Source organism: Sediminibacterium roseum, assembly GCF_009939005.1.
Classification (GTDB): Bacteria; Bacteroidota; Bacteroidia; order Chitinophagales; family Chitinophagaceae; genus Sediminibacterium; species Sediminibacterium roseum.
This window is the reverse complement of sequence record NZ_JAACJS010000012.1, coordinates 44,320-66,308: the sequence shown is the minus strand read 5'-3', so window position 1 is coordinate 66,308 and position 21,989 is coordinate 44,320. Positions and strand designations below refer to the sequence as shown.

The 21,989-nt window shown below is 49.9% G+C and carries 26 protein-coding genes; 10 read left to right on the top strand and 16 right to left on the bottom strand.

The genetic code is table 11. The features are described 5' to 3' along the window. From GWC95_RS08535 to GWC95_RS08525, 3 genes are read right to left on the bottom strand one after another with little or no spacing between them, the layout of a single operon-like run. A complete protein-coding gene (locus tag GWC95_RS08535) occupies positions 1 to 207 on the bottom strand; it encodes a hypothetical protein (protein WP_161818286.1) in 207 nt (68 codons plus the stop codon). After that, complete coding sequence (locus GWC95_RS08530) at positions 208 to 1,029, bottom strand: YciE/YciF ferroxidase family protein (protein ID WP_161818285.1); 822 nt, start codon at positions 1,027 to 1,029, stop codon at positions 208 to 210. A 45-nt stretch (positions 1,030 to 1,074) separates the two neighbouring features. Next, positions 1,075 to 1,632: a DUF4142 domain-containing protein gene (locus GWC95_RS08525; protein WP_161818284.1), complete on the bottom strand. Its 558-nt coding sequence runs from the start codon at positions 1,630 to 1,632 to the stop codon at positions 1,075 to 1,077. A 250-nt stretch (positions 1,633 to 1,882) separates the two neighbouring features. Here GWC95_RS08525 and GWC95_RS08520 point away from each other — a divergent pair, with 250 nt between their 5' ends. Then, complete coding sequence (locus GWC95_RS08520) at positions 1,883 to 2,134, top strand: helix-turn-helix domain-containing protein (RefSeq protein WP_161818283.1); 252 nt, start codon at positions 1,883 to 1,885, stop codon at positions 2,132 to 2,134. 74 nt (positions 2,135 to 2,208) lie between these two features. Here GWC95_RS08520 and GWC95_RS08515 read toward each other — a convergent pair whose 3' ends face one another. Further along, entirely contained in the window at positions 2,209 to 2,451 is a 243-nt protein-coding gene (locus GWC95_RS08515) for a hypothetical protein (RefSeq protein ID WP_161818282.1), read from the bottom strand. Between the two features lie 88 nt (positions 2,452 to 2,539). Here GWC95_RS08515 and GWC95_RS08510 point away from each other — a divergent pair, with 88 nt between their 5' ends. After that, positions 2,540 to 3,709, top strand: coding sequence for a serine hydrolase domain-containing protein (locus tag GWC95_RS08510; RefSeq protein ID WP_161818281.1), 1,170 nt, complete (start codon positions 2,540 to 2,542; stop codon positions 3,707 to 3,709). A gap of 10 nt (positions 3,710 to 3,719) precedes the next feature. Here the strand turns inward: GWC95_RS08510 and GWC95_RS08505 are convergent, their stop codons facing one another. From GWC95_RS08505 to GWC95_RS08485, 6 genes are all read right to left on the bottom strand, one after another. After that, positions 3,720 to 4,472 (bottom strand): hypothetical protein, encoded by a 753-nt coding sequence (locus GWC95_RS08505; RefSeq protein WP_161818280.1) that lies wholly within the window; start codon positions 4,470 to 4,472, stop codon positions 3,720 to 3,722. An 88-nt stretch (positions 4,473 to 4,560) separates the two neighbouring features. Next, a complete protein-coding gene (locus GWC95_RS08500; protein ID WP_161818279.1) occupies positions 4,561 to 4,911 on the bottom strand; it encodes a cupin domain-containing protein in 351 nt (116 codons plus the stop codon). A gap of 87 nt (positions 4,912 to 4,998) precedes the next feature. Then, positions 4,999 to 5,451 (bottom strand): hypothetical protein, encoded by a 453-nt coding sequence (locus tag GWC95_RS08495; RefSeq protein WP_161818278.1) that lies wholly within the window; start codon positions 5,449 to 5,451, stop codon positions 4,999 to 5,001. A 47-nt stretch (positions 5,452 to 5,498) separates the two neighbouring features. Next, positions 5,499 to 5,963, bottom strand: coding sequence for a hypothetical protein (locus tag GWC95_RS19595; protein WP_202630252.1), 465 nt, complete (start codon positions 5,961 to 5,963; stop codon positions 5,499 to 5,501). Positions 5,964 to 6,099: 136 nt separating this feature from the next. Beyond that, positions 6,100 to 7,110 (bottom strand): tRNA (adenosine(37)-N6)-threonylcarbamoyltransferase complex transferase subunit TsaD, encoded by a 1,011-nt coding sequence (gene tsaD, locus GWC95_RS08490; RefSeq protein WP_161818277.1) that lies wholly within the window; start codon positions 7,108 to 7,110, stop codon positions 6,100 to 6,102. Positions 7,111 to 7,221: 111 nt separating this feature from the next. Further along, positions 7,222 to 8,472, bottom strand: a complete 1,251-nt coding sequence (locus GWC95_RS08485) for an ABC transporter permease (RefSeq protein WP_161818276.1) — start codon at positions 8,470 to 8,472, stop codon at positions 7,222 to 7,224. A gap of 135 nt (positions 8,473 to 8,607) precedes the next feature. Between GWC95_RS08485 and GWC95_RS08480 the strand changes: the two genes are divergently transcribed. The 8 genes from GWC95_RS08480 to GWC95_RS08445 all read left to right on the top strand — a co-directional run bounded on the left by GWC95_RS08480 (position 8,608) and on the right by GWC95_RS08445 (position 17,851). Continuing rightward, the gene (locus GWC95_RS08480) at positions 8,608 to 9,279 is read left to right on the top strand and encodes a succinate dehydrogenase cytochrome b subunit (protein WP_161818275.1); all 672 of its coding nucleotides are present in this window, start codon (positions 8,608 to 8,610) and stop codon (positions 9,277 to 9,279) included. A gap of 80 nt (positions 9,280 to 9,359) precedes the next feature. After that, entirely contained in the window at positions 9,360 to 11,333 is a 1,974-nt protein-coding gene (locus tag GWC95_RS08475; protein ID WP_161818274.1) for a fumarate reductase/succinate dehydrogenase flavoprotein subunit, read from the top strand. 82 nt (positions 11,334 to 11,415) lie between these two features. Next, on the top strand, positions 11,416 to 12,168 hold the full coding sequence (locus GWC95_RS08470; protein WP_202630251.1) for a succinate dehydrogenase/fumarate reductase iron-sulfur subunit: 753 nt from the start codon (positions 11,416 to 11,418) through the stop codon (positions 12,166 to 12,168). Between the two features lie 122 nt (positions 12,169 to 12,290). Further along, positions 12,291 to 12,773 carry a VOC family protein gene (locus GWC95_RS08465; RefSeq protein WP_161818272.1) on the top strand — a complete coding sequence of 161 codons (483 nt, stop codon included), beginning with the start codon at positions 12,291 to 12,293 and terminating at the stop codon, positions 12,771 to 12,773. A 41-nt stretch (positions 12,774 to 12,814) separates the two neighbouring features. Then, entirely contained in the window at positions 12,815 to 14,968 is a 2,154-nt protein-coding gene (locus GWC95_RS08460) for a S9 family peptidase (protein WP_161818271.1), read from the top strand. Between the two features lie 228 nt (positions 14,969 to 15,196). Beyond that, on the top strand, positions 15,197 to 16,099 hold the full coding sequence (locus GWC95_RS08455) for a hypothetical protein (protein ID WP_161818270.1): 903 nt from the start codon (positions 15,197 to 15,199) through the stop codon (positions 16,097 to 16,099). Next, positions 16,096 to 16,524: a GldM family protein gene (locus GWC95_RS08450; protein ID WP_161818269.1), complete on the top strand. Its 429-nt coding sequence runs from the start codon at positions 16,096 to 16,098 to the stop codon at positions 16,522 to 16,524. The genes GWC95_RS08455 and GWC95_RS08450 overlap by 4 nt, the downstream gene beginning before the upstream one ends. Positions 16,525 to 16,564: 40 nt before the next feature. Next, positions 16,565 to 17,851, top strand: a complete 1,287-nt coding sequence (locus tag GWC95_RS08445) for a bifunctional folylpolyglutamate synthase/dihydrofolate synthase (RefSeq protein ID WP_161818268.1) — start codon at positions 16,565 to 16,567, stop codon at positions 17,849 to 17,851. Positions 17,852 to 17,872: 21 nt separating this feature from the next. On the opposite strand, the gene GWC95_RS08440 is transcribed toward GWC95_RS08445, so the two are convergent. The 6 genes from GWC95_RS08440 to GWC95_RS08415 all read right to left on the bottom strand — a co-directional run bounded on the left by GWC95_RS08440 (position 17,873) and on the right by GWC95_RS08415 (position 21,928). Next, on the bottom strand, positions 17,873 to 18,445 hold the full coding sequence (locus tag GWC95_RS08440) for an NUDIX hydrolase (RefSeq protein WP_161818267.1): 573 nt from the start codon (positions 18,443 to 18,445) through the stop codon (positions 17,873 to 17,875). 10 nt (positions 18,446 to 18,455) lie between these two features. Continuing rightward, positions 18,456 to 18,974, bottom strand: a complete 519-nt coding sequence (locus GWC95_RS08435) for a YfiT family bacillithiol transferase (RefSeq protein WP_161818266.1) — start codon at positions 18,972 to 18,974, stop codon at positions 18,456 to 18,458. 21 nt (positions 18,975 to 18,995) lie between these two features. After that, a complete protein-coding gene (locus tag GWC95_RS08430; RefSeq protein WP_161818265.1) occupies positions 18,996 to 19,757 on the bottom strand; it encodes an ABC transporter ATP-binding protein in 762 nt (253 codons plus the stop codon). Positions 19,758 to 19,760: 3 nt separating this feature from the next. Continuing rightward, positions 19,761 to 20,246 carry a hypothetical protein gene (locus GWC95_RS08425; protein ID WP_161818264.1) on the bottom strand — a complete coding sequence of 162 codons (486 nt, stop codon included), beginning with the start codon at positions 20,244 to 20,246 and terminating at the stop codon, positions 19,761 to 19,763. A gap of 3 nt (positions 20,247 to 20,249) precedes the next feature. Continuing rightward, entirely contained in the window at positions 20,250 to 21,266 is a 1,017-nt protein-coding gene (fbp, locus tag GWC95_RS08420; protein WP_161818263.1) for a class 1 fructose-bisphosphatase, read from the bottom strand. 161 nt (positions 21,267 to 21,427) lie between these two features. After that, entirely contained in the window at positions 21,428 to 21,928 is a 501-nt protein-coding gene (locus GWC95_RS08415; protein WP_161818262.1) for a CAP domain-containing protein, read from the bottom strand. Between the last annotated feature and the right edge of the window lie 61 nt (positions 21,929 to 21,989).

Sequence of the window (21,989 nt, the reverse complement as noted above, 5' to 3'; positions counted from 1 at the left end):
TTATTTTTTGAAACGGTTGATCACAGATTCAATCCTTTCGCGCAACAATTGCGGGCAATGATCGTGAAAAGAAACACGAACCGGGTCCGTACTTACTACGTAACAGTCGCTTGGTTTGAACCTTGTGCCGTTGATATCGATCAATTGATTGTCAAGCGCCGCCAATTCATCCAGCAGCAATTCTTCCTGTTTGGAACCTGCGTGCATCTATTTTCTTTTACCGGCTGATTTTTTCTTCGCTGTTTTTTTCGCGGGCTGGCTGCCGGTTGCTTTTTTTGCCGGTTGATTGTTGGACGCTTTTTTTGCAGGCTGCCCTCCGCCCGTTTTTTTCCCGGCCGAAGCGGGAGCTGTTTTTTTCGGTGCGGATTTTACGGCGTTGCTTTTCTGCGGTGATTGTTTTGCGGCCGTGCTTTTCGTCGCCGGTGTTTTTGATCCTCCACCCGGAACATCATCCTGGGCCTTCTTTGAGATCATTCGCGCCACATCGTCTTCTGCTTCTTCGTTGATACCGTTCAACGCAAGTTTGGTGAGCGAGTCGTCGGCAAAATATTCTTCATCGAGTGTGCTTTTCAGCAGCTGCGCCACATCGGGCATATTCAGCTGCAATGCATACGCACGCGCGGTTCCGTAACTGCTGATCTCGTAATGTTCCACTTTTTGTGCGGCAGCGATCAGTGCAGCGTCCATTACCTGTGGCGACATGTCTTCCTTCATCAAGCTGTCTGCTTCTTTGATAAGCCCTTCCATTGCCTTGCAATGTGTATCGCCTTCTTCGCTGCTGAATAGTTTTGCGAAGAACCCTTTGTTTTCAGGGTTGATGCGTTCTTCACCCAGCAATTCCTGTATTTTATCGAGACGTTTTTTATGCTCCTTCGTAACGGCAAGATGGTCGCGGAAAGCTTTTTTGAGTTTCGCATCGTTCGCAGCTTCCACCATTTTAGGCAGGGCGTCTACCAGTTGTGTTTCCGCAGAATACAAATCTTTCAACTCGTGTTTCAGAAGTTCGTGCAGATCGTTGATCTTTTCCATATTTTGATTTTGTTTTGAATAATAATTTATCCTGCTGTTGTGCTGTTATTTCTTCCGTAAGGTTGAATCGGCTGCGCGTGCCATCATGAGGTGGTGCTCAAGCACAGGCACTTTGCCTGCGGCCCAGTTCTTCAGGTCAGCATCTTTGCCGTTCTCCGCCTGCTTTCTGAATTCATCGATGTCTTCCTTGTGATCGTCTACCATGAACGAAGCATAGGCTTTGTCAAAATCATTGCCCTTCTTTTTGGAAAGGTCGTTCAACGCATCCTGGTTCTTATTGCTGAGGGCTGCGGGCAGCGTAATGTTTTTCGAGGTTGCCAGTGCCTTCAGTTCTTCTCCTGCCTTGCTGTGATCATCAATCATCATCTGCGCAAACTGTTTGATGGTTTTAGAGGAGCCGTTCACAAGGGCCACTTTGCCCAGCTCCACCTCCATCCTCCCGCCATCGGCGGCAGCTACGGCGAATTTTGTATCGTCTTCAAGGTTTGTACTGTCGAACTTTGCCTTGTTTTCTTCTGCCGCTTCTTTCTTGGGGTCAGGGTTGTTGTTTCCACACGATGTCGCGGCAACTGTGATAAACAGCGCTAAAAAAATATTTTTCATCGTTTTTACTTTTAGGTAAGAAAATTTTTGTGGCCGATTAACACGCACACAATTACCAAACGCAAAAAAAATCTGCCACTTGCTTTCCCGGGGTAGAACCGGGAATATGTAGAAAAAACGCGGCACCCGGATGTTGTATTCTTAAGACGCATACGTTGAAAACACCGCCCTTAATTCCGTTAAAAAACGATGGACAGATCAGCGCACAATTCTGAAGAATGGTTTAATTTAGAAAGGAAAACATCCAGATATGCCCATTGAGAGACAACGCGTAAGCTTGTGCCGGTTTCTGCGTACACTTGCTGAAGAGAAACAGATTTCCGTGTCGGAGCTCGCTGAGCGCACGGGAATTTCCGTGGCGGAACTACAATCGATGCTCAATGGAGATCATTCCCCCACGGTTGACCAACTGATCACAGTGGCCAACGAGCTCGATATGCAGCTCACTTTCCAGCAATCGATCAGTTTCGCGCATAGGAAAGCGGCAAACCAGGTTAAGTAAGCAACTGCGCGCCAGATACCGGGAAGCGAAGAACAATTATCGCCGTAGCAACACCAAAGCACGCAGTTCTACCATCACACCACCGGGTTCGACTCCACCACCACGATCAAAGGCGCTTCCAGTTCTTCCGTTTCGGGTTTGCCATTGATGAACTCTTTGCCTTTCTGAACAAGCCCTTCCGCCAGATCGGTAAGCCCGTCCTCAGCTTTGTTAATGTCTGTTTTTAAACGGCAGATGAATGCCTTTCCTTCTTCTGTATTAAGAAAATGAACAACGATTGCGCCCAGCGCCAGTCCTGCGATGAATTTAAGACTCATATAATTTGTTTTAAATGATAGATCAGTGATACTGATACAAAAACTATTCCCCGGCGTAACCTTTTTGCCTATACTGAGTTACCACTTCATGACCAGACTCTCAGCAACCCTCATTTGCGTTCTGCTGGCGGCAACGCAATTGTGCTCGCAAACCCTGCCCCAATCCAGGGATACCGTTATCAGGCGCCTCGGCGAAAAGCTGCTGCGCGAAAAAGAAGGTGTCGGTTTATCCCTTGGTATTTTGTACAGGGGCGAGACTTATTATTACAATTTTGGGCAGGCAGAAAAAGATGGCGGCGAGCCGCTTTCGCAGCGTTCGCTGTACGAGATCGGTTCGATCACAAAAACGTTTGTGGGATTGTTGCTCGCAAGGGCGGTCAATGAAGGCAGGGCACGCATGGACGACGACATCCGTAAATATTTTGACCAGCCCTTCCCCGGGCTGGAATACAACCATCATCCCGTGCAATTGCTGCATCTTGCCAACATGACATCGGGACTACCCGACAATCTCCCCGCACCCACGCAGGAGATGCGCAACGCGCCGGAGGATTCAGTTGATGTGGTCAGGGGAAGAACAATAGCGAAGTATACGATCGACACGCTGTTCAAAGCGTTGGCCACCGTAAAACCCGACACAATCCCCGGGGCGGTTCCGCGCCACTCCAATGTTGGTGCGCAGTTGCTGGCCCATATCGTTGAGAAGATCTATGGCAGGCCGATAGATGAGCTGATCCGCGACATGATCACACAGCCACTTGCCATGAACAATACGCGGTTCCCTGTGCCCGGGAACAAGCCCGTTACGGTGCAGGGCCACGACGGCAAAGGAAAACCCGTGCGTACCATCGCAAACCTGTATTACCGGGGCGCGGGCGGGATGATCTCCTGCACAGAAGACCTGCTCAAATACCTTTCTTTCCTGATGAAGCAGGACGACGCCAATACCAGGCTGGTAATGCGCAAGACGATCCTGATGGATGCCGTTAGCAATAAAGTAGTGGGCGTTTATCCCGAAAACAGGATCGATCCAACGAAGTACAGTGCTTCCATCAACTGGTATCATTATACTCCGGCCAAAAACAAAACGCGCATCTGGACAGACGGCGGCACCTCCGGCTTTGCAAGCTATATTGTAATGTATCCCGAGGCAGACCTGGGCGTCATCCTGCTCTCCAACAAAACCGGCGAAAAAATATTCCGCAGTTTACCGGGAACGGCAGCTGCGATCCTGGATCTTTTCCTGGGTGTGGAATGACGTGTCCGATTTATTTTTTCTCCAGCACTTCGCGCTTTGTCCAGCACTCATCCATTGCGCCGCCGGTAGATTTTTGTCCTTTGTGGCGCCAGTCGCCATCAACAAAAGAATAATCAAACACGAGGCTCTTGCCAATGCTTTCAGGTGTTTTGGTAAAGAATTCGATGTTCTCGGTGTATTTGTTATCTGCAGTGGTATAGGTTCCCCCGCCTGCGTTGAGGAACTGCCTGGTTGCAACATTGTAAGCGATCCAATGGAAATATTTTCCTGAAAGCACTTTCATTGTTCTGCGCGGGTAAAAAGGGTTGCCGCGTTTGGAAACTTTGTCGTTTGTATAATTGCCGGTGATCACCCAAACGCCAGACAAAGCGCCCGGCCCGCCATTATCTAGCCGTTCCCATTTTTCGTTTGGAATGGAAAGATCGAGCTGGTTGTTTTTGATCCTGAAATCGTTGTAAAAGTTTGCACCCACATGGGTAGAATCTTTTGAGTGCCATTCTATCGTGCGGATGAGTTTATTGCCCTCGGTGTGCCAGGTACCGCCATACGAATTGATGAACTTCTTTTCCTTTACGCTGTATTCAGCAACTGAAAAAACATTGTTTGAAAAGATCATCACACTTTTATGATCCTCGTTTCCAAAGCCCCAAGCCCCGGTGAGCGCATCGGCCGCTTTGCGTTCGCGCAGGCTTGTGAATGCGGTGAGCAACACGAACAGCACAAAGGAAGCAACGATGGCAATTGAACGATGTTTGGTTTTCATATGGTATGTTTTGATTTTTATGTCAACAGGAAGCCACTGAACGTACTTTTTCGCTACATCATTCACCACCCATCGCTGATGGTAATCATCAAATCGTTTTAGCAGGCAGAAAATCTTCCCGGTGCGGACTGAAAGCATCGATCAACGTTCCCGCTTCGAGGCACACCACGCCATGCACAACATGGGGCGGTACATAGTACCCATCGCCTTTGCGGATCGTCTTTGTTTCTTCGCCGATGGTCATTTCAAAAGCGCCGCTTTCAACAAATGTTACCTGGCTGTGCGGGTGCTGGTGCATGGCGCCCACAGCTCCTTTTACAAACCTGGCTTTAACAAGCATGAGTGTTTCATCGTATCCAAAAACCTGGCGGTGAATGCCATTGCCAAGATCCTCCCATGGGATTTCGGCTTCAAACTGGAAAATATCGCTTTGAATCATACTGTTGGTATTAAAACGCTGTTGTTGCGTTTCAAAAATAACGAATTGTAGATTCTGAGGGGTTTGATTTTAAAGAGGAGCCGCCGGTTACTTTTTCATCAGGTCGGCTTCCGTGAGGCGCTCGCTTTTGATGATCCGAAGCAGGGCAGTGGATTGCTGTGGCTGATGTGCTGTACCCGCGGCAGGATACGGGAACACATCTACCAACAGGAAGGAGAATTTCTTTTCCCGGAAACTGGTATCGATCTGCTTTCCCAGTTCCAGGCTCACGTTGAAAGTGCCGGCCAGTTGCAGCACCACGGCCGCCTTCCCGGCCCATACACATTGCACGCCTTTCGGGCAGCGCGAGTCTTCGACGCTGATGATCGAGGCGGTCATATTGTCTGCGCATTTTTCAAAAATGGCCACCGGTTTCTGGTAAGCAAGCGTTACCGTATCACCCGTTACCGAAGTGGTGCATGGCTCTGTTTTCTCCGAGTAGATCTTCTGCCCGCAGGAACCGAGTACCATGGCAATGCCTAAAATGAGGATTAATTTCATTTGATGTTTTTTCTGCTGTGCAGGAAGTTGTTTGGCGTCTTTCAAACTCAATCCTTCCTGTCGCCACCCAGGCTGTAACTGTTGTTCTCTTCGTCTTCTTCACCGATCGCTTCGTTGTCATCATCATCGTCTGCACCCGGAACATCGAGGTCGCTGCCCGAATAATTTGTTTTCTCATTCAGCGAATCACCGTCGAGATCCTTGTTGTCGAGCAGCAGCTTGCGGCGATCCTCGTCGTCGATGGAACTCATGCTTTCGTCTGTGCGACTGAGCAGTTCACGTTCCTCATCGGTTACATCCGTATCGGGATCGATCGAATCGTCTTCGAAAATTCCTTTTCCTTCTTCATCGTCGGAAGAAATCGTCGTGTCGTGGAACTCCTTCATTTTAGGAACCTTGATGTGTTCCTGGCCGGGTATATCAGATACATCCGGCATGTCGATCGTTGTTTCCTCGTTTTGCAGGTATTTTTCGTCGCGCGGTTGATCGTGTATGTCTTTTTGCTTTTCCATGGGAAATGTTTAAAAAAGGAATGAAAAAACGATGCCAGACGCGCCGGGGAGGCGGAGGATTTGAAAAGCCAAAGCAGTAAACCGTTTTAACCGTTGTCGTTTTTAACGATCAGCACCCTTCGTTGCCGATCCTGCTTTACCATTCAGACCTCGCGGTAGGGCCAACCTCAAGCGAACTGAATTCTTTTTCCATGAATTTATAATACGCCGTTATTGCGATCATGGCTGCATTGTCTGTGCAGTATTCGAATTTGGGAATGTATGTTTTCCAACCCTGTTTCTCTCCCATTTCTTTGAGCGAGTTGCGCAGCCCGCTGTTGGCGCTCACCCCACCGGCTATGCACACGTTTTTTACGCCCGTTTGCTGCGCCGCCTTTTTTATTTTTTTGAGAAGGATGTTGATAATGGTATGCTGGATGGATGCACACAGATCATCCAGGTTTGCTTCGATGAAACCGGGTTCCTGTTTTTGTAGAAAATACAACACAGATGTTTTCAACCCGCTGAAAGAAAAATTCAGTTCCGGTATCTGCGGTTCGGCGAATTTGAAGCGGAGCGGGTTGCCGTTTTTGGCGTGCTTGTCTATCAGCGGCCCCCCGGGATAAGGGAGCCCCAGCAGTTTTGCGCTTTTATCAAAGGCCTCGCCGGCGGCATCGTCTATCGTTTCCCCGATCACTTTCAGATCAAGCGGGCCACTGGCCAGTACGATCTGTGTATGGCCGCCACTCACCGTTAAACAAAGGAATGGAAATGCGGGGCGGTTCTCTTCTATCAGGTTTGCCAATACATGCGCCTGCATGTGGTGCACGGAAACCAGTGGTTTGTTGAGCGAAAGTGCGAGGGATTTGGCAAACTGTGCCCCCACCAATAAACTTCCGATCAAACCCGGCGCCTGCGTGAATGCGATGGCGTCTACGTTTTGCAGGCTGTTTTGCGGCAACGCTTCCGGGAATGCTTCCTTCAGGGCGGCGTCAATCACCGGCACAATGTTCTGCATATGGGCGCGGCTGGCCAGTTCAGGAACAACGCCCCCGTATTTCTGGTGCACGGTCTGGTTGGCTATGAAATTGGATAATATCTTTCCATCCACACATACAGATGCGGAAGTTTCGTCGCAGGATGATTCTATGGCAAGTATTGTGGCCAACTTATTTCTCGTTTAATGATCATGTATTTGTACGGAACCATTCAAACCACAAAGATAGCAGAGTTGAACAGAGATCAGGCGCATAAAACAAGACATGCGATAACCGCCTGGCTATTTTGTCCTGATGGCCACCACCGGATCCATTCTTGCGGCTATGGCTGCCGGTATGATACCTGCCAGAACGCCGATGATGATACAAACGCTCATGGCAAGCACCACCATTTTGGGTTCAATAAAAATCTGGAACGGAAGTACTGAACTCAGGATGGTGGTGAGTACCCATACCAGGAACAGGCCTATGATGCCCCCGACCACGCAGAGGAACGCACTTTCGATGAGAAATTCGGTGAGGATCGTCCTTTTCTTCGCGCCGATCGCTTTTTTCAGGCCAATCTGGCTCGTCCGTTCACGCACGGTTACAAACATGATGTTTGCCACCCCAAACATTCCCACGATGAGGCTGAACGCCGCGATGAACCATCCACCGAAAGTTACCTGTCCGAAAAAACCGGTTACCTGTGCGCTGAACATCGCTACGTCGTTACAGGAAAAATTATCTTCTTCCGTAGGACTCAAACGCCGCGCCTGCCGCATGATGCCCACCAGTTCATCCTGTAAAGCCGAAGAAGGGATATTGGGTTTTCCCTGCACCATGATGAAGGGGTTGCTGTTATCGGGATCGTAAATACCCGCAAAATATTTGTAAGGAACGATCACGCTCTGGTCGTAATCAAAGCCGCCTACAAAACTTTGTCCCTGTTTTTTGATCACGCCGATGATCATCACGTGCCGCCCGTTGTAGGTAACTTCCTTTCCCACGGCGCGCTGCGGGTCTATGTACAATTCTTCCGCCACCCGGTAGCCGATCACGCCTGTTGTGGTGCCCCGGCTGAATTCGGTTTCATTGATGTAACGGCCGGCTTCTATTTCGATGGTCTGGATGTTGTTGAATTCTTCAGAAACACCATACAGATTGATCCCGCTTAATGTATTATCAAGGTAACTGAGCGTCACATTCGAAGAAACGAACATCGCCGCATTTGCGCCCAGTTGGGTTTTGCTTTTGATGAATTTCATTTCTTCATAACGCATCTGCGGGCGCTTGATGTATTTCCACCAGGGATAACCGCCATCGCCCCCGCCGTAGTTCCATTTGTCTATATATATAGTGTTGTTTCCAAAAGCTTTGATATCGTTCTGTACTTTACGCTCCAGGCTGTCCACCGTGGCCAGCACGCCGATGATACAAAAGATCCCGATGGTGATCCCGAACAACGAGAGGAAAGTCCGCAGCTTGTTCACCCGCAATTCCTGCAACGCCATCCGGAAACTGTTCCATAAAATGGAGAGGAGTTTTATCATAAACCAAATGTAATTAGTAATTAATAATTAATAATTAGTAATTGATCCCCCACCCCGCCGCTTCCTTTAATTATTCATTATTAATTACCAATTACTAATTACTTTTGCGTCGATTTATACACTTAAACTGACTATATGACCTGGAAACAAGTCTTCACTTCACCGGTAGGAAAGAAATTGGTTATGGGACTTACCGGTATTTTCCTCATCCTATTCCTGATCATCCATGCGGGATTGAATGCTTGTATCTGGGCGAACGACAATGGCGAGATGTTCCTCGAAGGCGCCCATTTCATGGGGGGCAACTGGGTACCGCGTATCCTGGAGATCGGGTTGTTTGCGGGCTTACTGCTTCACATCATCCAGGGCTATATGCTTACCGCGCAGAACCAGGCCAAACGCTCCGTGGGCTATGCGGTTAATTACGGCAATCGCGGCAGCAAATGGTACAGCCGCAGCATGGGCCTGCTGGGTACCATCATCCTTTTGTTCCTCGTTGTCCATATCTCCAATTTCTGGTTGCCCAACAGGTCGCACCAGGGTTTTTTACTGGGCGAAGAGATCAACCTTTATGAAAAAATGAAAGAAGAATTCAGCGTATTGTGGATCGTGATCCTGTACGTGGTGGGCTGTATATCGCTGGGTTATCACCTCGCACACGGGTTCCAGAGCGCATTCAGGACCATGGGTGTTCACAACAAACGTTATGTTGCCATGCTCAAGGGATTGGGCTACGGTTTTTCCGTGCTCATCACGCTGATCTTTGCGATGATGCCGTTGAGCTTTTATTTTCATTGGATAGATTAGTGGGTCACAAGCCGGTTGCGAATAGATGACCGGCCGTTCACCGCAACAAACCAAAAACTACAAACGACAAACCGCCTCATATGTTAGATGCAAAAATTCCAGCCGGTGTTTTAGACGAAAAGTGGACCGATTACAAAGGGCACTGCAAACTGGTGAACCCCGCCAACAAGCGCAAGTTGGAGATCATTATTGTAGGAACAGGTCTTGCAGGCGCATCCGCCGCCGCATCGCTGGGTGAAATGGGGTATAAAGTAAAAGCCTTCTGCTTCCAGGACTCACCCCGCCGCGCGCATTCCATCGCCGCACAGGGTGGCATCAACGCAGCGAAGAACTACCAGAACGATGGCGACAGCGTGTTCCGTTTGTTTTACGATACCATCAAGGGCGGCGACTACCGCGCGCGCGAAGCAAACGTTCACCGTTTGGCGGAAGTGAGCGCCAACATCATAGACCAGTGCGTTGCACAGGGCGTTCCTTTTGCACGTGAGTATGGCGGATTGCTGAGCAACCGTTCGTTTGGCGGAACGCAGGTACAAAGAACATTTTATGCGGCCGGGCAAACCGGCCAGCAATTGCTGATAGGCGCTTACCAGGCGCTCGAGCGCCAGGTGGCACTCGGTAACGTAAAGATGTACAGCCGGCACGAGATGCTCGAGATCGTAAAGATCAACGGCAAGGCACGCGGCATCATTGCACGCGACCTGGTTACCGGGAAACTCGAAAGACATTTCGGCCACGCCACGCTGTTGTGCAGCGGCGGCTACGGAAACGTATTCTACCTCTCTACCAACGCCATGGGCAGCAATGTTACCGCGGCATGGAAAGCACACAAACAAGGCGCGGCATTCGCAAACCCCTGCTTCACGCAGATCCACCCTACCTGTATACCGGTAAGCGGCGATCACCAGTCGAAATTGACCCTGATGTCAGAATCACTGCGCAACGACGGGCGCATCTGGGTGCCCAAACAGAAAGGCGACACCCGCAAAGCGAGCGAGATACCGGAAGACGAAAGGGATTATTACCTCGAAAGAAGATACCCGGCCTTTGGTAACCTTGTACCACGCGACGTGGCATCAAGGGCGGCAAAAGAAAGATGTGACGAAGGATATGGTGTAGGAAGCAGCAAACAGGCGGTATACCTCGATTTCAGCGCGGCCATCATCCGCTATGGCAAGATTGAAGCGGGCAAGGAGGGCAAAGACAACGCGGGCCAGGAAGAGATCATACGCATGGGTAAAGAAGTAGTGAAAGAAAAATATGGTAACCTGTTTGATATGTACGAAAAGATCACAGGCGAAAACCCATACGAAGTGCCGATGCGCATCTACCCCGCCGTTCACTATACCATGGGCGGGTTGTGGGTTGATTACGAATTGCAGACAAACGTTCCCGGCCTGTATGCGCTCGGCGAAGCCAATTTTTCCGATCACGGCGCAAACCGTCTGGGGGCTTCGGCATTGATGCAGGGACTGGCCGATGGTTACTTTGTTGCACCTTATACGGTGGGTAATTTCCTCGCCGACGAGATCTACGAAAAAGCAGTGGAAACCTCGCACGAAGCTTTTGCGGCGGCAGAGAAAGCAGTATCAGACAGGATCGAACGATTGATGAACATCAAAGGCAAACAAAGTGTTGAAAGCTTTCACAAACGCCTGGGAAAGATCATGTGGGACAAATGCGGTATGGCCCGCAATGCACAGGGCCTGCAGGAAGCGATCGTGGAAATACAGCAGCTGAAAAAAGAGTTCTGGAGCGATGTAAGGATCCCGGGAGAAATCAATGAAATGAATCCCGAGCTCGACAAGGCCAACCGTGTAGCCGATTTCATCGAGCTTGGCGAATTGATGTGTAAAGATGCACTCGACCGGAACGAAAGCTGCGGCGGCCATTTCCGGGAAGAGTTCCAGACACCGGATGGCGAGGCGCTGCGCGACGACAACGGGTATATGTACGTTGCCGCCTGGGAATATGCGGGCGAAAGCAACTGGGTGCTGCACAAAGAAGAACTGAAATACGAAGTGATCAAACCAACACAACGAAACTATAAGTAATTAATCATTAGCAATTGGTGATTGCTGATTAGATCATCTCTCCTACGGGAGAACACAAAGGTTAACTATGGAACATTACCACATGAATTTAAACCTGAAAGTCTGGAGGCAGAAAAACGCTGCTGCCAAAGGTGGTTTCAAATTGTACAGGGTTGAGAACATTTCTTCTGAGATGAGTTTCCTGGAGATGTTTGATGTGCTCAACGAGCAACTGATCAAAGACGGTGAGGATCCCATCACCTTCGACCACGATTGCCGCGAGGGCATCTGTGGCGCCTGCTCCATGTACATCAACGGTAAACCGCATGGCCCGTGGGAGGCCAATACCACCTGCCAGCTTCACATGCGCGCGTTCCAGGATGGCGACACGATCGTGGTGGAGCCATGGAGGGCAAATGCGTTCCCGGTGATCAAGGACCTGATGGTAGACCGCAGTGCGTTCGACCGCATCATACAGGCTGGTGGATACATCAGCGTCAACACCGGTAATGCGGTGGATGGCAATGCGCTTCCCATTCCGAAAGACAATGCAGATGCAGCATTTGCAGCAGCCATGTGTATTGGTTGCGGGGCCTGTGTTGCAGCTTGTAAGAACAGCAGCGCCCTGTTGTTCGTGAGCGCAAAAGTGGCGCACCTGGCCTTGTTGCCACAGGGAGAGCCGGAACGAAAATCGCGCGTGATGAACATGGTGGCGCAGATGGAAAAAGAAGGTTTCGGATCGTGCACCAATACCGGCGCATGCGAAGCTACCTGCCCGAAAGAGATCTCCATCACCAACATTGCGCGGTTGAATAAAGAGTACATGATGGCAAGCATCACGGATGATAAATTGTAAACGATCGATTCATATTACCAAAGACCGCACCCGTTGCGGTCTTTTTTTTGTTCATCCCTCCCGAAACGCAAACCGAACAACCGTTCCGTAATTTTGTTATCCATTCATCAACCCTGCAAAAAATGTATAAAGTTCCAGCCCAAACCCGTATCGGCCATGTTCACCTGAAAGTTTCGGATCTCGGTCGCGCACTCAAGTTCTACCACGACCTGCTTGGTTTTGAACTGATGCAGCAATACGGCACGCAGGCCGCTTTTATTTCAGCCGGCGGCTACCACCACCACATCGGGCTGAATACCTGGTACAGCAAGGGCACGCCCCCTGCGCCTGTGCACGCGCCGGGGTTGTTTCATACCGCGATCCTCTACCCCACACGCAAAGACCTTGCGGCCATCCTCCAGCGACTGGCGGATGCAAAATACCCGCTTACAGGGGCATCAGACCATGGCGTATCGGAGGCCTTGTACCTCGATGATCCGGACGGCAATGGCGTGGAGCTGTATTGGGACAAACCGCGCGACCAATGGCCCATGGATGCATCGGGCAACCTGCAGATGGTAACCGAGCCCCTCGATCTGGATAACTTGCTGTCAGAATTGAAATGATTCCGTTTTTGCATTGTATCTTAAGGCTTCAAACCAATACAATGCAAAACAAACTGCTGTTTTCCGCACTGGCCATCGCCTTGATCGCCTGTAACTCAAAAAAAGAAATGAAGAAAGAGCCTTACCAATGGCCCGGCGTTGCAGCGCCCGTGGCCGATAAAAAGCCATTTGTACGCACCATTCATGGCGACAGCGTTACAGATAATTATTACTGGATGATCGACTACTTCAAGAAGGGCCCAGACAGCGCCAAAGTGGTTGAATACCTCAAAGCCGAGAATGCTTACCTCGACACGATGATGTCGGGAACCAGGCAACTGCAGGCCGACCTGTTCAAGGAAATGAAGGGACGCATCAAGGAAAAAGACGAGAGCGTTCCATCGTTCAAAAACGGGTATTACTATTATTCGAGAACGGAAGACGGTAAACAGTATTACAAGTACTGCCGCAAAAAAGGAAGCCTCTCCGCACCCGAAGAGATCCTGCTGGATGTGGATGAACTGGCAAAAGGCAAAGCGTATTACGCTGTTTCCGGGTTCGAGATTTCGGACGACAACAAGCTGATGGCGTATGGGGTAGACGAGGTATCCCGCAGGCAATACAATATTCATGTGAAGAACCTGGAAACAGGTGAAACGCTGAAAGACGTGGTAACCAATACCAGCGGCGATCCCACTTTTGCCAACGACAACAAGACGATCTTCTATACATCAAAAAACATCGTTACACTCTTATCGGAAAAGATCAAAAGGCACACGCTCGGCACACCGGAATCGCAGGATGTAACGGTTTACGAAGAGAAAGACAAAAGCAATTACATAGGTGTAGAAAAATCGAAAGATGGCAAACACATTCTCATTTATTCGGAGGCGACCCTATCGGCAGAAACCAGGATCATCGATGCCAATACACCGATGGCGGAATTCAAAGTGTTTACACCAAGGATGAAAGATGTGTTGTACGATGTAACGCCGCTGGCCGACAGGTACCTCATCCTCACCAACTGGAACGCCAAGAACTTCAGGTTGATGGAATGCCCGCTCGACAAAACCGGCAGCGAGAACTGGAAAGAGGTGATCCCGCACCGCGAAGATGTATTGTTGCAAAGCATTACCGAGTTCAGGGATTTTGTGGTGATGAACGAGCGGAAAGACGGCCTGGTAAAAATGCGGGTACGCAACCTGAAAGACAATGCCGAATACTACATCGATTTCGGCGAAGCCGCCTATGCTGCCAACTTCAGCAACAATGTTGAATACAACACAACCACGCTGCGTTACAGCTATACATCGCTTACCACGCCGTCGTCGATCTATGATTACAACATGGTTTCGAAAGACAAAAAACTGATGAAGCAGGCGGAAGTATTGGGTGGATACGATGCGAAAGAATATGTAACGGAGAGATTAACGGCAACTGCGAAAGACGGAACAAAGGTTCCCATTTCACTGGTTTACAAAAAAGGTTTTGAAAAGAACGGCACCGCCCCATTGCTTTTATATGCCTATGGATCGTACGGATCCAGCACCGACGCAACCTTCAGCAGTGCGCGGCTCACCCTGCTCAACCGCGGGTTCGTTTTCGCGATCGCGCACATACGCGGTGGCGAGGACCTCGGCAGGCAATGGTATCTTGATGGCAAGCTGATGAAAAAGAAAAACACCTTCACCGATTTCATCGATTGCGGGGAGTTTTTGGTGAACCAGAAATACACCAGCAAAGAACATCTCTATGCACAGGGCGGCAGCGCGGGCGGATTGCTGATGGGCGCTGTGCTCAACATGGCACCCGACCTGTGGCACGGCGTAATAGCCCAGGTTCCTTTTGTTGATGTGGTGAACACGATGCTCGACGAAAGCATCCCGCTTACCACCAACGAATTCGACGAATGGGGCAACCCGAAGAACAAGGATGCCTACGAATACATGAAAAGCTATTCTCCCTATGAAAATGTAGAAAAGAAAGCCTATCCGAACATCCTTGTAACCACCGGGCTGCACGATAGCCAGGTTCAGTATTTTGAACCGGCGAAATGGGTGGCCAAGTTGCGCGAGTACAAAACAGATAAAAATGTGCTTCTCCTTCATACGAACATGGAATTTGGCCACGGCGGCGCATCAGGCAGGTTTGATTACCTGAAGGATGTGGCGCTGAACTACGCCTTTCTGTTCGCCCTCGAAGGAATAACCAAATAGAGAAAAAGTTCGCAGCACGGGCTGTGTATTGCCCTGCAGTGTTCAACCGGTAACGCGTTTGATCCGTTGCCGGTTGAACGCTGCGGGGCAATTTCATTAAATCACACCCCGGCTTACGCCTTGCGGTTCATTTAACCTTTATTTATACCCCGAAAGTGGATTACCTCCGCCCGGCGGGTGTAATTTTCAACATCAATCAGTAAACAGTATTACGGGGGTATATTTGATATGACCAACACCCAGTCCATGGCGGCGAGTTTTGAAAGGGAAAAGAACATGAAGGCATCGGCCTACACGGCAGGCATCTGCCTGTTGTTGTTCGTGCTTTTCTTTTTCATGCAATGGCAACTGCCGCAGATACCCCCACCCGATTTCGGCGAAGGCATCGAAGTGAACCTGGGCAACAGCGAGACCGGCCTCGGCGATGTGGCCCCGCAGATACCGGGTGAACCCTCTGCCACAGAAGACGTGAAATCAGCGCCGCCCAAAACCGCGCAGCAGCAAGGCGATCAACCCAAAGTAACCCCCGACGAATACGACGATGGCGACGCGCCCTCTGTTTCAAAAGCCACCAAACCTGCGGTAAAACCCATCACCACAACACCCGCGAAAGTAAAAAAAGACAACCCCGTGGTGGCCGAGAAACCCACACCCGCGCCGCCTAAACCAAAAGCCGTATTCAAAGGCGGCACAAGCACCACCACCAGCGGTAACCGGGCAGACAGCTACAATGGTGTAAGGAACCAGGGCATCGCCGGTGGCAAAGGCGACCAGGGCAACCCGAACGGGAACCCCAATTCAGACAGCTACAAGGGCAATGCAGCAAGCGGCAACGGTGGCAACGGGGGAACGGGCGGCGTGAGCATACGCAGCGGGCTGGATGGAAGAAGGATCGCGAGACTTCCTTCGTTTGAAGACGATTTTAATGAGAACGCAAAAGTTGCGGTAGACATCACTGTAGACAGGGCAGGTAATGTTACGGTGGCCACCATCAATCCGCGCGGCACCACCACAACCAATCAATCGATAAGGGCCATCGCCTTACGCAAGGCAAGAAGCATCAAATTGAGCAGCGGTTCATCAGACGAGCAAACAGGAACACTGGTGTTTAACTTCAAATTGCGTGGATGATGCGTGTTTGCAGATCCCATACGCTGCTTGCATTCCTTTTATCCTTCACAACTTCTTTTTTATGTAAACAAGGCCTGGCGCAACGAGCAGGTTGCGACGGCGGCTATGCGGCGCTCTCCGGCAAGAGCGGCGGGCCCATCTCCGCCTATATTTTAAGCGCGCAGAAGGGGATCACGGGCTACCAGCAGGTAAACAAGCGCACGGAACACATTGTTGTTGATAGTTTCCACGTTACCATAACACGCAACGATGTAACCGTGTTGAAAATGAAATCCGAAAGCTGTTATTTTACAGAACAGCTGAAAACGTTTTTTTCAACGCTCGTGCAAGGAGATAAAGTTGTGTTCGATGCCATTTTTGCCAGGATGAATTGTCCCGGTCCAACCTCACGCTGGATCGAGCCGATGGAATTTATCATTCAATAAAATCATCCCACGCAGTTAATTCATAATTTGCAACCGAATTATGAATTACCAGGAAACACTCCACTACCTTTTCACCAAACTCCCGATGTTCAGCCGCATCGGCGCCGCCGCTTTCAAGAAAGACCTTACCAACACGATCCGTCTCTGTAACGCGCTCGGCGACCCACAAAACAAATTCAAATCGATCCATATTGCAGGTACAAACGGCAAGGGCTCTACCAGCCACATGCTCGCAGCGGTGCTGCAGGAAGCAGGTTATAAAACAGGATTGTACACATCACCACACCTGAAAGATTTCCGTGAACGCATCAAAATAAACGGCGTGATGTGCGATGAAGATTTTGTAGTTGATTTTACGGAACGCATCCAGCCACTCATCAATGAAATTGAACCCTCGTTCTTTGAGATCACCGTGGCAATGGCGTTTGATTATTTTGCGAAGCATGAGGTTGATGTGGCCGTGATAGAAGTTGGATTGGGCGGGCGTTTCGACAGTACCAACATCATCACCCCCGAGCTGAGCGTGATCACCAACATCGGCTGGGACCACATGAACCTCCTCGGCGATACGCTTGCGAAAATAGCTTTTGAAAAAGCGGGCATCATTAAAAAGAACATCCCCGTAGTGATCGGCGAAGCAATTGCCGAAACAAGGCCGGTGTTTGATTCGGCCGCTATAGATTCACCGATCGTTTACGCGGAAGATCATCTGTATGTTACCGACTGGACCCTTCAAAACCATTTGCTGACCGTAGAAGTTGCCGAAAAAAAAACCGGTACGCACCACAGTTACCAACTCGATCTCCCCGGCATCTATCAAACAAAAAACCTGCTTACCGTTTTGCAGGCCGCACACCAGCTTCACATGATGGGATGGCGCACCGGGACAGAAACGGTCAGGAAAGCATTGCCGCATGTGAAACGTTTAACGGGTTTACATGGAAGATGGGAGGTGATACACGAGCACCCGGTGGTGGTGCTTGATGTGGGACACAACATCGATGGCATGACGCAGATCAACAAACAGATCGAATTGTCTACCTACCACCGCCTGCATATTGTAATTGGCATGGTAAAAGACAAGGAGATCGATCCTGTGCTTGGCCTGCTTCCCAAACACGCAACCTATTATTTTACACAGGCACAAATACCAAGGGCCCTCGGTGCGGAAGATCTGCTTGCCGCCGCAAACAAACACGGGCTGAAAGGAAATACATTTAAGAACGTGAACGCGGCGCTGCAGGATGCCTTGAGCCATGCGCATAAAGAAGACATGATATTGGTTTGCGGAAGTGTTTTTTTGGTAGGGGAAGTAACGATCTTATAAAAGCAAATTTTGTGATCTTCCTTACTGAATTTTTACTTCCAGCCATCCCAATTTTACAAGCGCTGCATACAAAGGGCCTATCTGCACGCCGTGCTGCAATTGGTTTTCGCGCAGCAATTGCCAGATTTCTTCTTTGGAAAAAGAAACGGTGTCCATGTCTTCCAATGCATCAAAATGCTGCCGGCCGGAAGGCACCGCATTTTTTGCCAGGTAGAAATAGGCCGTGTTGTTGTTGATCGCGGGATTGGGTGCGAGTTTCATCAGGAACGAAACATCTTCTGATGTATACCCTGTTTCCTCTTCCATTTCACGGATGGCGGCATTGAGCGGGTCCTCTCCTTTTTCGATGATGCCACCGGGTAGTTCGTAAGTAGTCTGGTCAACCGGATAACGGTATTGTCTTACCAGGATGATACGCTCATCTGCTGTTACCACAACAGTATTGCACCAGTCGGGAAGCTCAACAACATAATAGGGCTCGATGATGCGCCCATCCGGGAACGCACAGCTGTCGGCGCGCGCCCTGAACCAACGGTCATCGTAAATATATTTCGAAGAAAGTTTTTTCCAGCGTAAATCTCTTTGTTGCTCCATCGCGTTTTTTTTACCAGCCTTTGTTTTCCCTGAGTGTTGTAATGTGCGCCGTATGGTGTTTCCCGTGCCATGCATACATACCCAGCAAATACCATAGCGTCATCTGCTTTCCCGCCTCTGGGTGAACAACGGTTCTCTGCCACTGCGCATCTGTAAGGTCTTTCACGGCGTAATACCAGCGTTGGTGCAGCGCATGCAGCAAAGTAAACGACAGGTTGATCGGGAGATCATTGTCTGCCAGCTTTGCCCACTCCTGTTCTTCGTAGGGTTTGATGGTGGGGTTTTCTTCCGTCAGCCCCAGTTTGAACCTCGTATAGGCATTCAGATGGCTGTCGGCCACATGATGCACCAATTGCTGCACCGTCCATCCGCCATCTCGGTAAGGCGTGTGCAGTTGCGCCGTGTCGAGGTCTGCTACCGAGCGCTCTATCTCTTCTGGAAGGAATTTTATATCAAGCAGCCATTTTTCCTTTTGCTCCTGTGAAAAAGGTTGCGCTTCGTATTTGCCGATGGGGTAACGTGGATCCATTTGGTTTATTGATTTGTTGACTTAGTCTTCGCGCAAAGCTTTTCCCGTGAGGTGGATGAATACGTCTTCGAGCGTCGCCTGTTTTACTTCCTTTGGTTTTTCAAAACCACTGGCTACGAGTTCGTCGATCAATTTATCCGGCGTATTGAGGGATATGATCTTCCCGCTGTCGATGATGGCCACGCGGTCGCAAAGCACTTCGGCCTCATCCATGTAATGCGTTGTGATGATCACAGTTGTGCCCCTTGAGCGGATCTCCTGTATCAGGTCCCAGAGATTTCTTCTTGCCTGCGGGTCAAGACCCGTTGTTGGTTCGTCGAGAAAAATGATCTTTGGTTTGTTGATCAGTGTAGTGGCAATGGAGAAACGTTGTTTCTGTCCGCCACTGAGTTCTTTGTACTTCGCTTTTGCCTTGTCGCGCAGGTTTACCGTATCAAGCAGTGCCAGCGGGTCGGTATCCTGGTTATACAGCCCTGCGAACAGTGTGATGAGTTCTGTGAGGTTCAAACCCGGGTAATAGCCCGAGGTCTGGAGCTGTACGCCAATGATCTTTTTGATCTCATTCGGCGCATCATCGAGGTTCAGCCCGTTTACGATCACTTCGCCGCTTGTTTTTGACCGGAGCGTTTCAATGATCTCGAGCGTGGTTGATTTACCCGCGCCATTGGGGCCAAGCAGCCCGAAGATCTCTCCTTCCATTACATCAAAACTGATCCCCTTTACTGCTTTGAAATCGCCGTATTGTTTGTGCAGGTCCTTTACGCTGATGATTACTTTGTTCATGTTCTAAAATTTATACACGAGCCCCGCTGTATTCCCGCCCACCCCTATGCCGAGTGAAGCCGTGCGGTACCGCCGGTTAAATAAAGTTACGGCTGTTGCCAGGTTCCTTTGCCCCATCATCAAAAGATACCCGGATGTGATGGTTGACGCAAAACCGCCGCCGATCATGATCCATCCCGCCGTTTTGTTGTTCGATAACGTACCCACACCTATGATGGTTGAAAGCGTGCCGATGAAACCCAGTACCTGTCCTGTTATTTTGTTGGATTGATGCCGTTCAAGATAAGTGATCAACTCAACATCCCTGTGCCGGTAAAACAGCGAACGGAACTCTTTCACGCCGTTGAAAACGGAATCGTGGTAAATGATCACATTGGGTTTTGCCGCAACAAGGTACGTCATCCCGCCAGGCTCGAGCTTGCGCTGCGCGCCGGCAGACATCGCCAGGAATACAAACAGGAAGCCGGAGATAAAAATTCTTTTCTGCATATTTTATTTTTCAACGCCTGTAAATGTTTCCAGTTCCTCCATCATTTTTTTACTGCCGATGAACAGCGGCGTGCGCTGGTGCAGTTCCGTGGGTTGTATGTCGAGTATCCTTTGCTTTCCATCTGTTGCCATACCACCGGCCACTTCTACGATGAATGCGAAGGGATTGGCCTCGTAAAGCAAACGCAGTTTGCCCTTCGGTTTCTCTATCGTTCCCGGGTACATAAAGATACCGCCTTTGATCAGGTTGCGGTGAACATCGGCTACCATACTTCCGATGTAGCGCTGGGTATACGGGCCGCCTGTTTCTTTTGTCTTGCGCTGGCAGCCATCTATGTATTTGCGCACGGGCTCATCGTACTGGAAAAAATTTCCATGGTTAACCGAATAGAATTTGCCCGTTTCGGGGCACCTGATATCCGGGTGACTCAACGAGAACTCGCCGATAGACGGGTCGAGGGTAAACCCGTTCACCCCGCGGCGCGTTGCATATACGAGCATCGTGCTTGAGCCATATACCACGTACCCTGCGGCAACCTGTTTGTTGCCCGGTTGTAAAAAATCTTCTTTGCGGCAGGGTTTTCCCAGCTCACTCACGCGCCTGTACACACTGAAAATGGTTCCGATGGAAACGTTCACGTCTATGTTGCCGCTGCCATCCAAAGGATCGAAAAGTACTACGTATTTGCTGTTGTTGCTCACCTCATCGTTGAACACCACAAAATCGTCCATCTCTTCACTTCCGATGCCGGCGCAGCTGATGCCGTGTTTGAGAACACCCATGAACTGGTTGTTGGCAAATATGTCGAGCTTCTTTACGTCTTCGCCCTGAACATTGATGGTGCCGTAATCGCCAAGGATATCCACGAGCCCTGCCTTGTTCACTTCTACGTTCACCCGCTTGGCCGCAAGCGCAAGATCGCGCAGCAACCTGCTCAGTTCGCCCGTGGCAGAAGGAAACTGCCGGAGCTGTGTTAAAGTAAATTCGTCGAGCGTAAGAATATTCCTGTTAACAATCATAGGTGAATCGTTTGGATAAAGGTAGGAGTTTGGGGCTAGAGTTTGCGTTTCACCCGGGGAGTTTACTTACATCCGCTTACAAAAAAGAGCGTGGTGAAAATAACACCACGCTCCTGTATAAAATGATTTGTGTATGATTCACATATATCAACGGATCACCGCTAATTCCTTCTCAAAAAGATCTGCGTATAATACATCACGCCTTTGCTGTTCCGTGCAACACCCACACCGGTGAGGTTGTAGTTTCCTTCGATGTTCTTTTTATGCCCCGCACTCTTGAGCCATCCATTCACTACTTCTCGGGCAGACAACTGCCCCAGCGCCACGTTCTCCGCCGCTGCGGCCATATAGTCTGCCCCCATCGCTTTCTTGATGTTGGCGATGCGCTGTTCAAACCCATCGTGGCTGAAGGCCGTTCTGCCCGAAGCCATGTTGCGGCTGTGTTGTGCGGCCTGTTGCGAGGCTGCGTCGATCATTTGCAGGCCGCCCAATCCTTTGGAGCGCCTGTAATCGTTAATGTATTTCAAAATATCCTCTTCCATGTTGCCCGCGGGCTCGGTGGCCGACGCGGGGGCGGGGGTTGAGCGCGAGGAAGAAGGTGTTGCGGCCGGGCTGCACGAAAGCAGCATTACAAAGCATATTGATCCTAAAAAATATTTCATGGTCGTTTTTCAGCAATAATGCAACAACCATACCAGTTCAAAATCTGTATTTTCGCAGGCA

Coding starts and splice junctions, on each gene's coding strand:
- GWC95_RS08535 (WP_161818286.1), bottom strand. CDS start 207: ATGCACGCAGGTTCCAAACAGGAAGAATTGCTGCTGGATGAATTGGCG.
- GWC95_RS08530 (WP_161818285.1), bottom strand. CDS start 1,029: ATGGAAAAGATCAACGATCTGCACGAACTTCTGAAACACGAGTTGAAA.
- GWC95_RS08525 (WP_161818284.1), bottom strand. CDS start 1,632: ATGAAAAATATTTTTTTAGCGCTGTTTATCACAGTTGCCGCGACATCG.
- GWC95_RS08520 (WP_161818283.1), top strand. CDS start 1,883: ATGCCCATTGAGAGACAACGCGTAAGCTTGTGCCGGTTTCTGCGTACA.
- GWC95_RS08515 (WP_161818282.1), bottom strand. CDS start 2,451: ATGAGTCTTAAATTCATCGCAGGACTGGCGCTGGGCGCAATCGTTGTT.
- GWC95_RS08510 (WP_161818281.1), top strand. CDS start 2,540: ATGACCAGACTCTCAGCAACCCTCATTTGCGTTCTGCTGGCGGCAACG.
- GWC95_RS08505 (WP_161818280.1), bottom strand. CDS start 4,472: ATGAAAACCAAACATCGTTCAATTGCCATCGTTGCTTCCTTTGTGCTG.
- GWC95_RS08500 (WP_161818279.1), bottom strand. CDS start 4,911: ATGATTCAAAGCGATATTTTCCAGTTTGAAGCCGAAATCCCATGGGAG.
- GWC95_RS08495 (WP_161818278.1), bottom strand. CDS start 5,451: ATGAAATTAATCCTCATTTTAGGCATTGCCATGGTACTCGGTTCCTGC.
- GWC95_RS19595 (WP_202630252.1), bottom strand. CDS start 5,963: ATGGAAAAGCAAAAAGACATACACGATCAACCGCGCGACGAAAAATAC.
- GWC95_RS08485 (WP_161818276.1), bottom strand. CDS start 8,472: ATGATAAAACTCCTCTCCATTTTATGGAACAGTTTCCGGATGGCGTTG.
- GWC95_RS08480 (WP_161818275.1), top strand. CDS start 8,608: ATGACCTGGAAACAAGTCTTCACTTCACCGGTAGGAAAGAAATTGGTT.
- GWC95_RS08475 (WP_161818274.1), top strand. CDS start 9,360: ATGTTAGATGCAAAAATTCCAGCCGGTGTTTTAGACGAAAAGTGGACC.
- GWC95_RS08470 (WP_202630251.1), top strand. CDS start 11,416: ATGAATTTAAACCTGAAAGTCTGGAGGCAGAAAAACGCTGCTGCCAAA.
- GWC95_RS08465 (WP_161818272.1), top strand. CDS start 12,291: ATGTATAAAGTTCCAGCCCAAACCCGTATCGGCCATGTTCACCTGAAA.
- GWC95_RS08460 (WP_161818271.1), top strand. CDS start 12,815: ATGCAAAACAAACTGCTGTTTTCCGCACTGGCCATCGCCTTGATCGCC.
- GWC95_RS08455 (WP_161818270.1), top strand. CDS start 15,197: ATGACCAACACCCAGTCCATGGCGGCGAGTTTTGAAAGGGAAAAGAAC.
- GWC95_RS08450 (WP_161818269.1), top strand. CDS start 16,096: ATGATGCGTGTTTGCAGATCCCATACGCTGCTTGCATTCCTTTTATCC.
- GWC95_RS08445 (WP_161818268.1), top strand. CDS start 16,565: ATGAATTACCAGGAAACACTCCACTACCTTTTCACCAAACTCCCGATG.
- GWC95_RS08440 (WP_161818267.1), bottom strand. CDS start 18,445: ATGGAGCAACAAAGAGATTTACGCTGGAAAAAACTTTCTTCGAAATAT.
- GWC95_RS08435 (WP_161818266.1), bottom strand. CDS start 18,974: ATGGATCCACGTTACCCCATCGGCAAATACGAAGCGCAACCTTTTTCA.
- GWC95_RS08430 (WP_161818265.1), bottom strand. CDS start 19,757: ATGAACAAAGTAATCATCAGCGTAAAGGACCTGCACAAACAATACGGC.
- GWC95_RS08425 (WP_161818264.1), bottom strand. CDS start 20,246: ATGCAGAAAAGAATTTTTATCTCCGGCTTCCTGTTTGTATTCCTGGCG.
- fbp (WP_161818263.1), bottom strand. CDS start 21,266: ATGATTGTTAACAGGAATATTCTTACGCTCGACGAATTTACTTTAACA.
- GWC95_RS08415 (WP_161818262.1), bottom strand. CDS start 21,928: ATGAAATATTTTTTAGGATCAATATGCTTTGTAATGCTGCTTTCGTGC.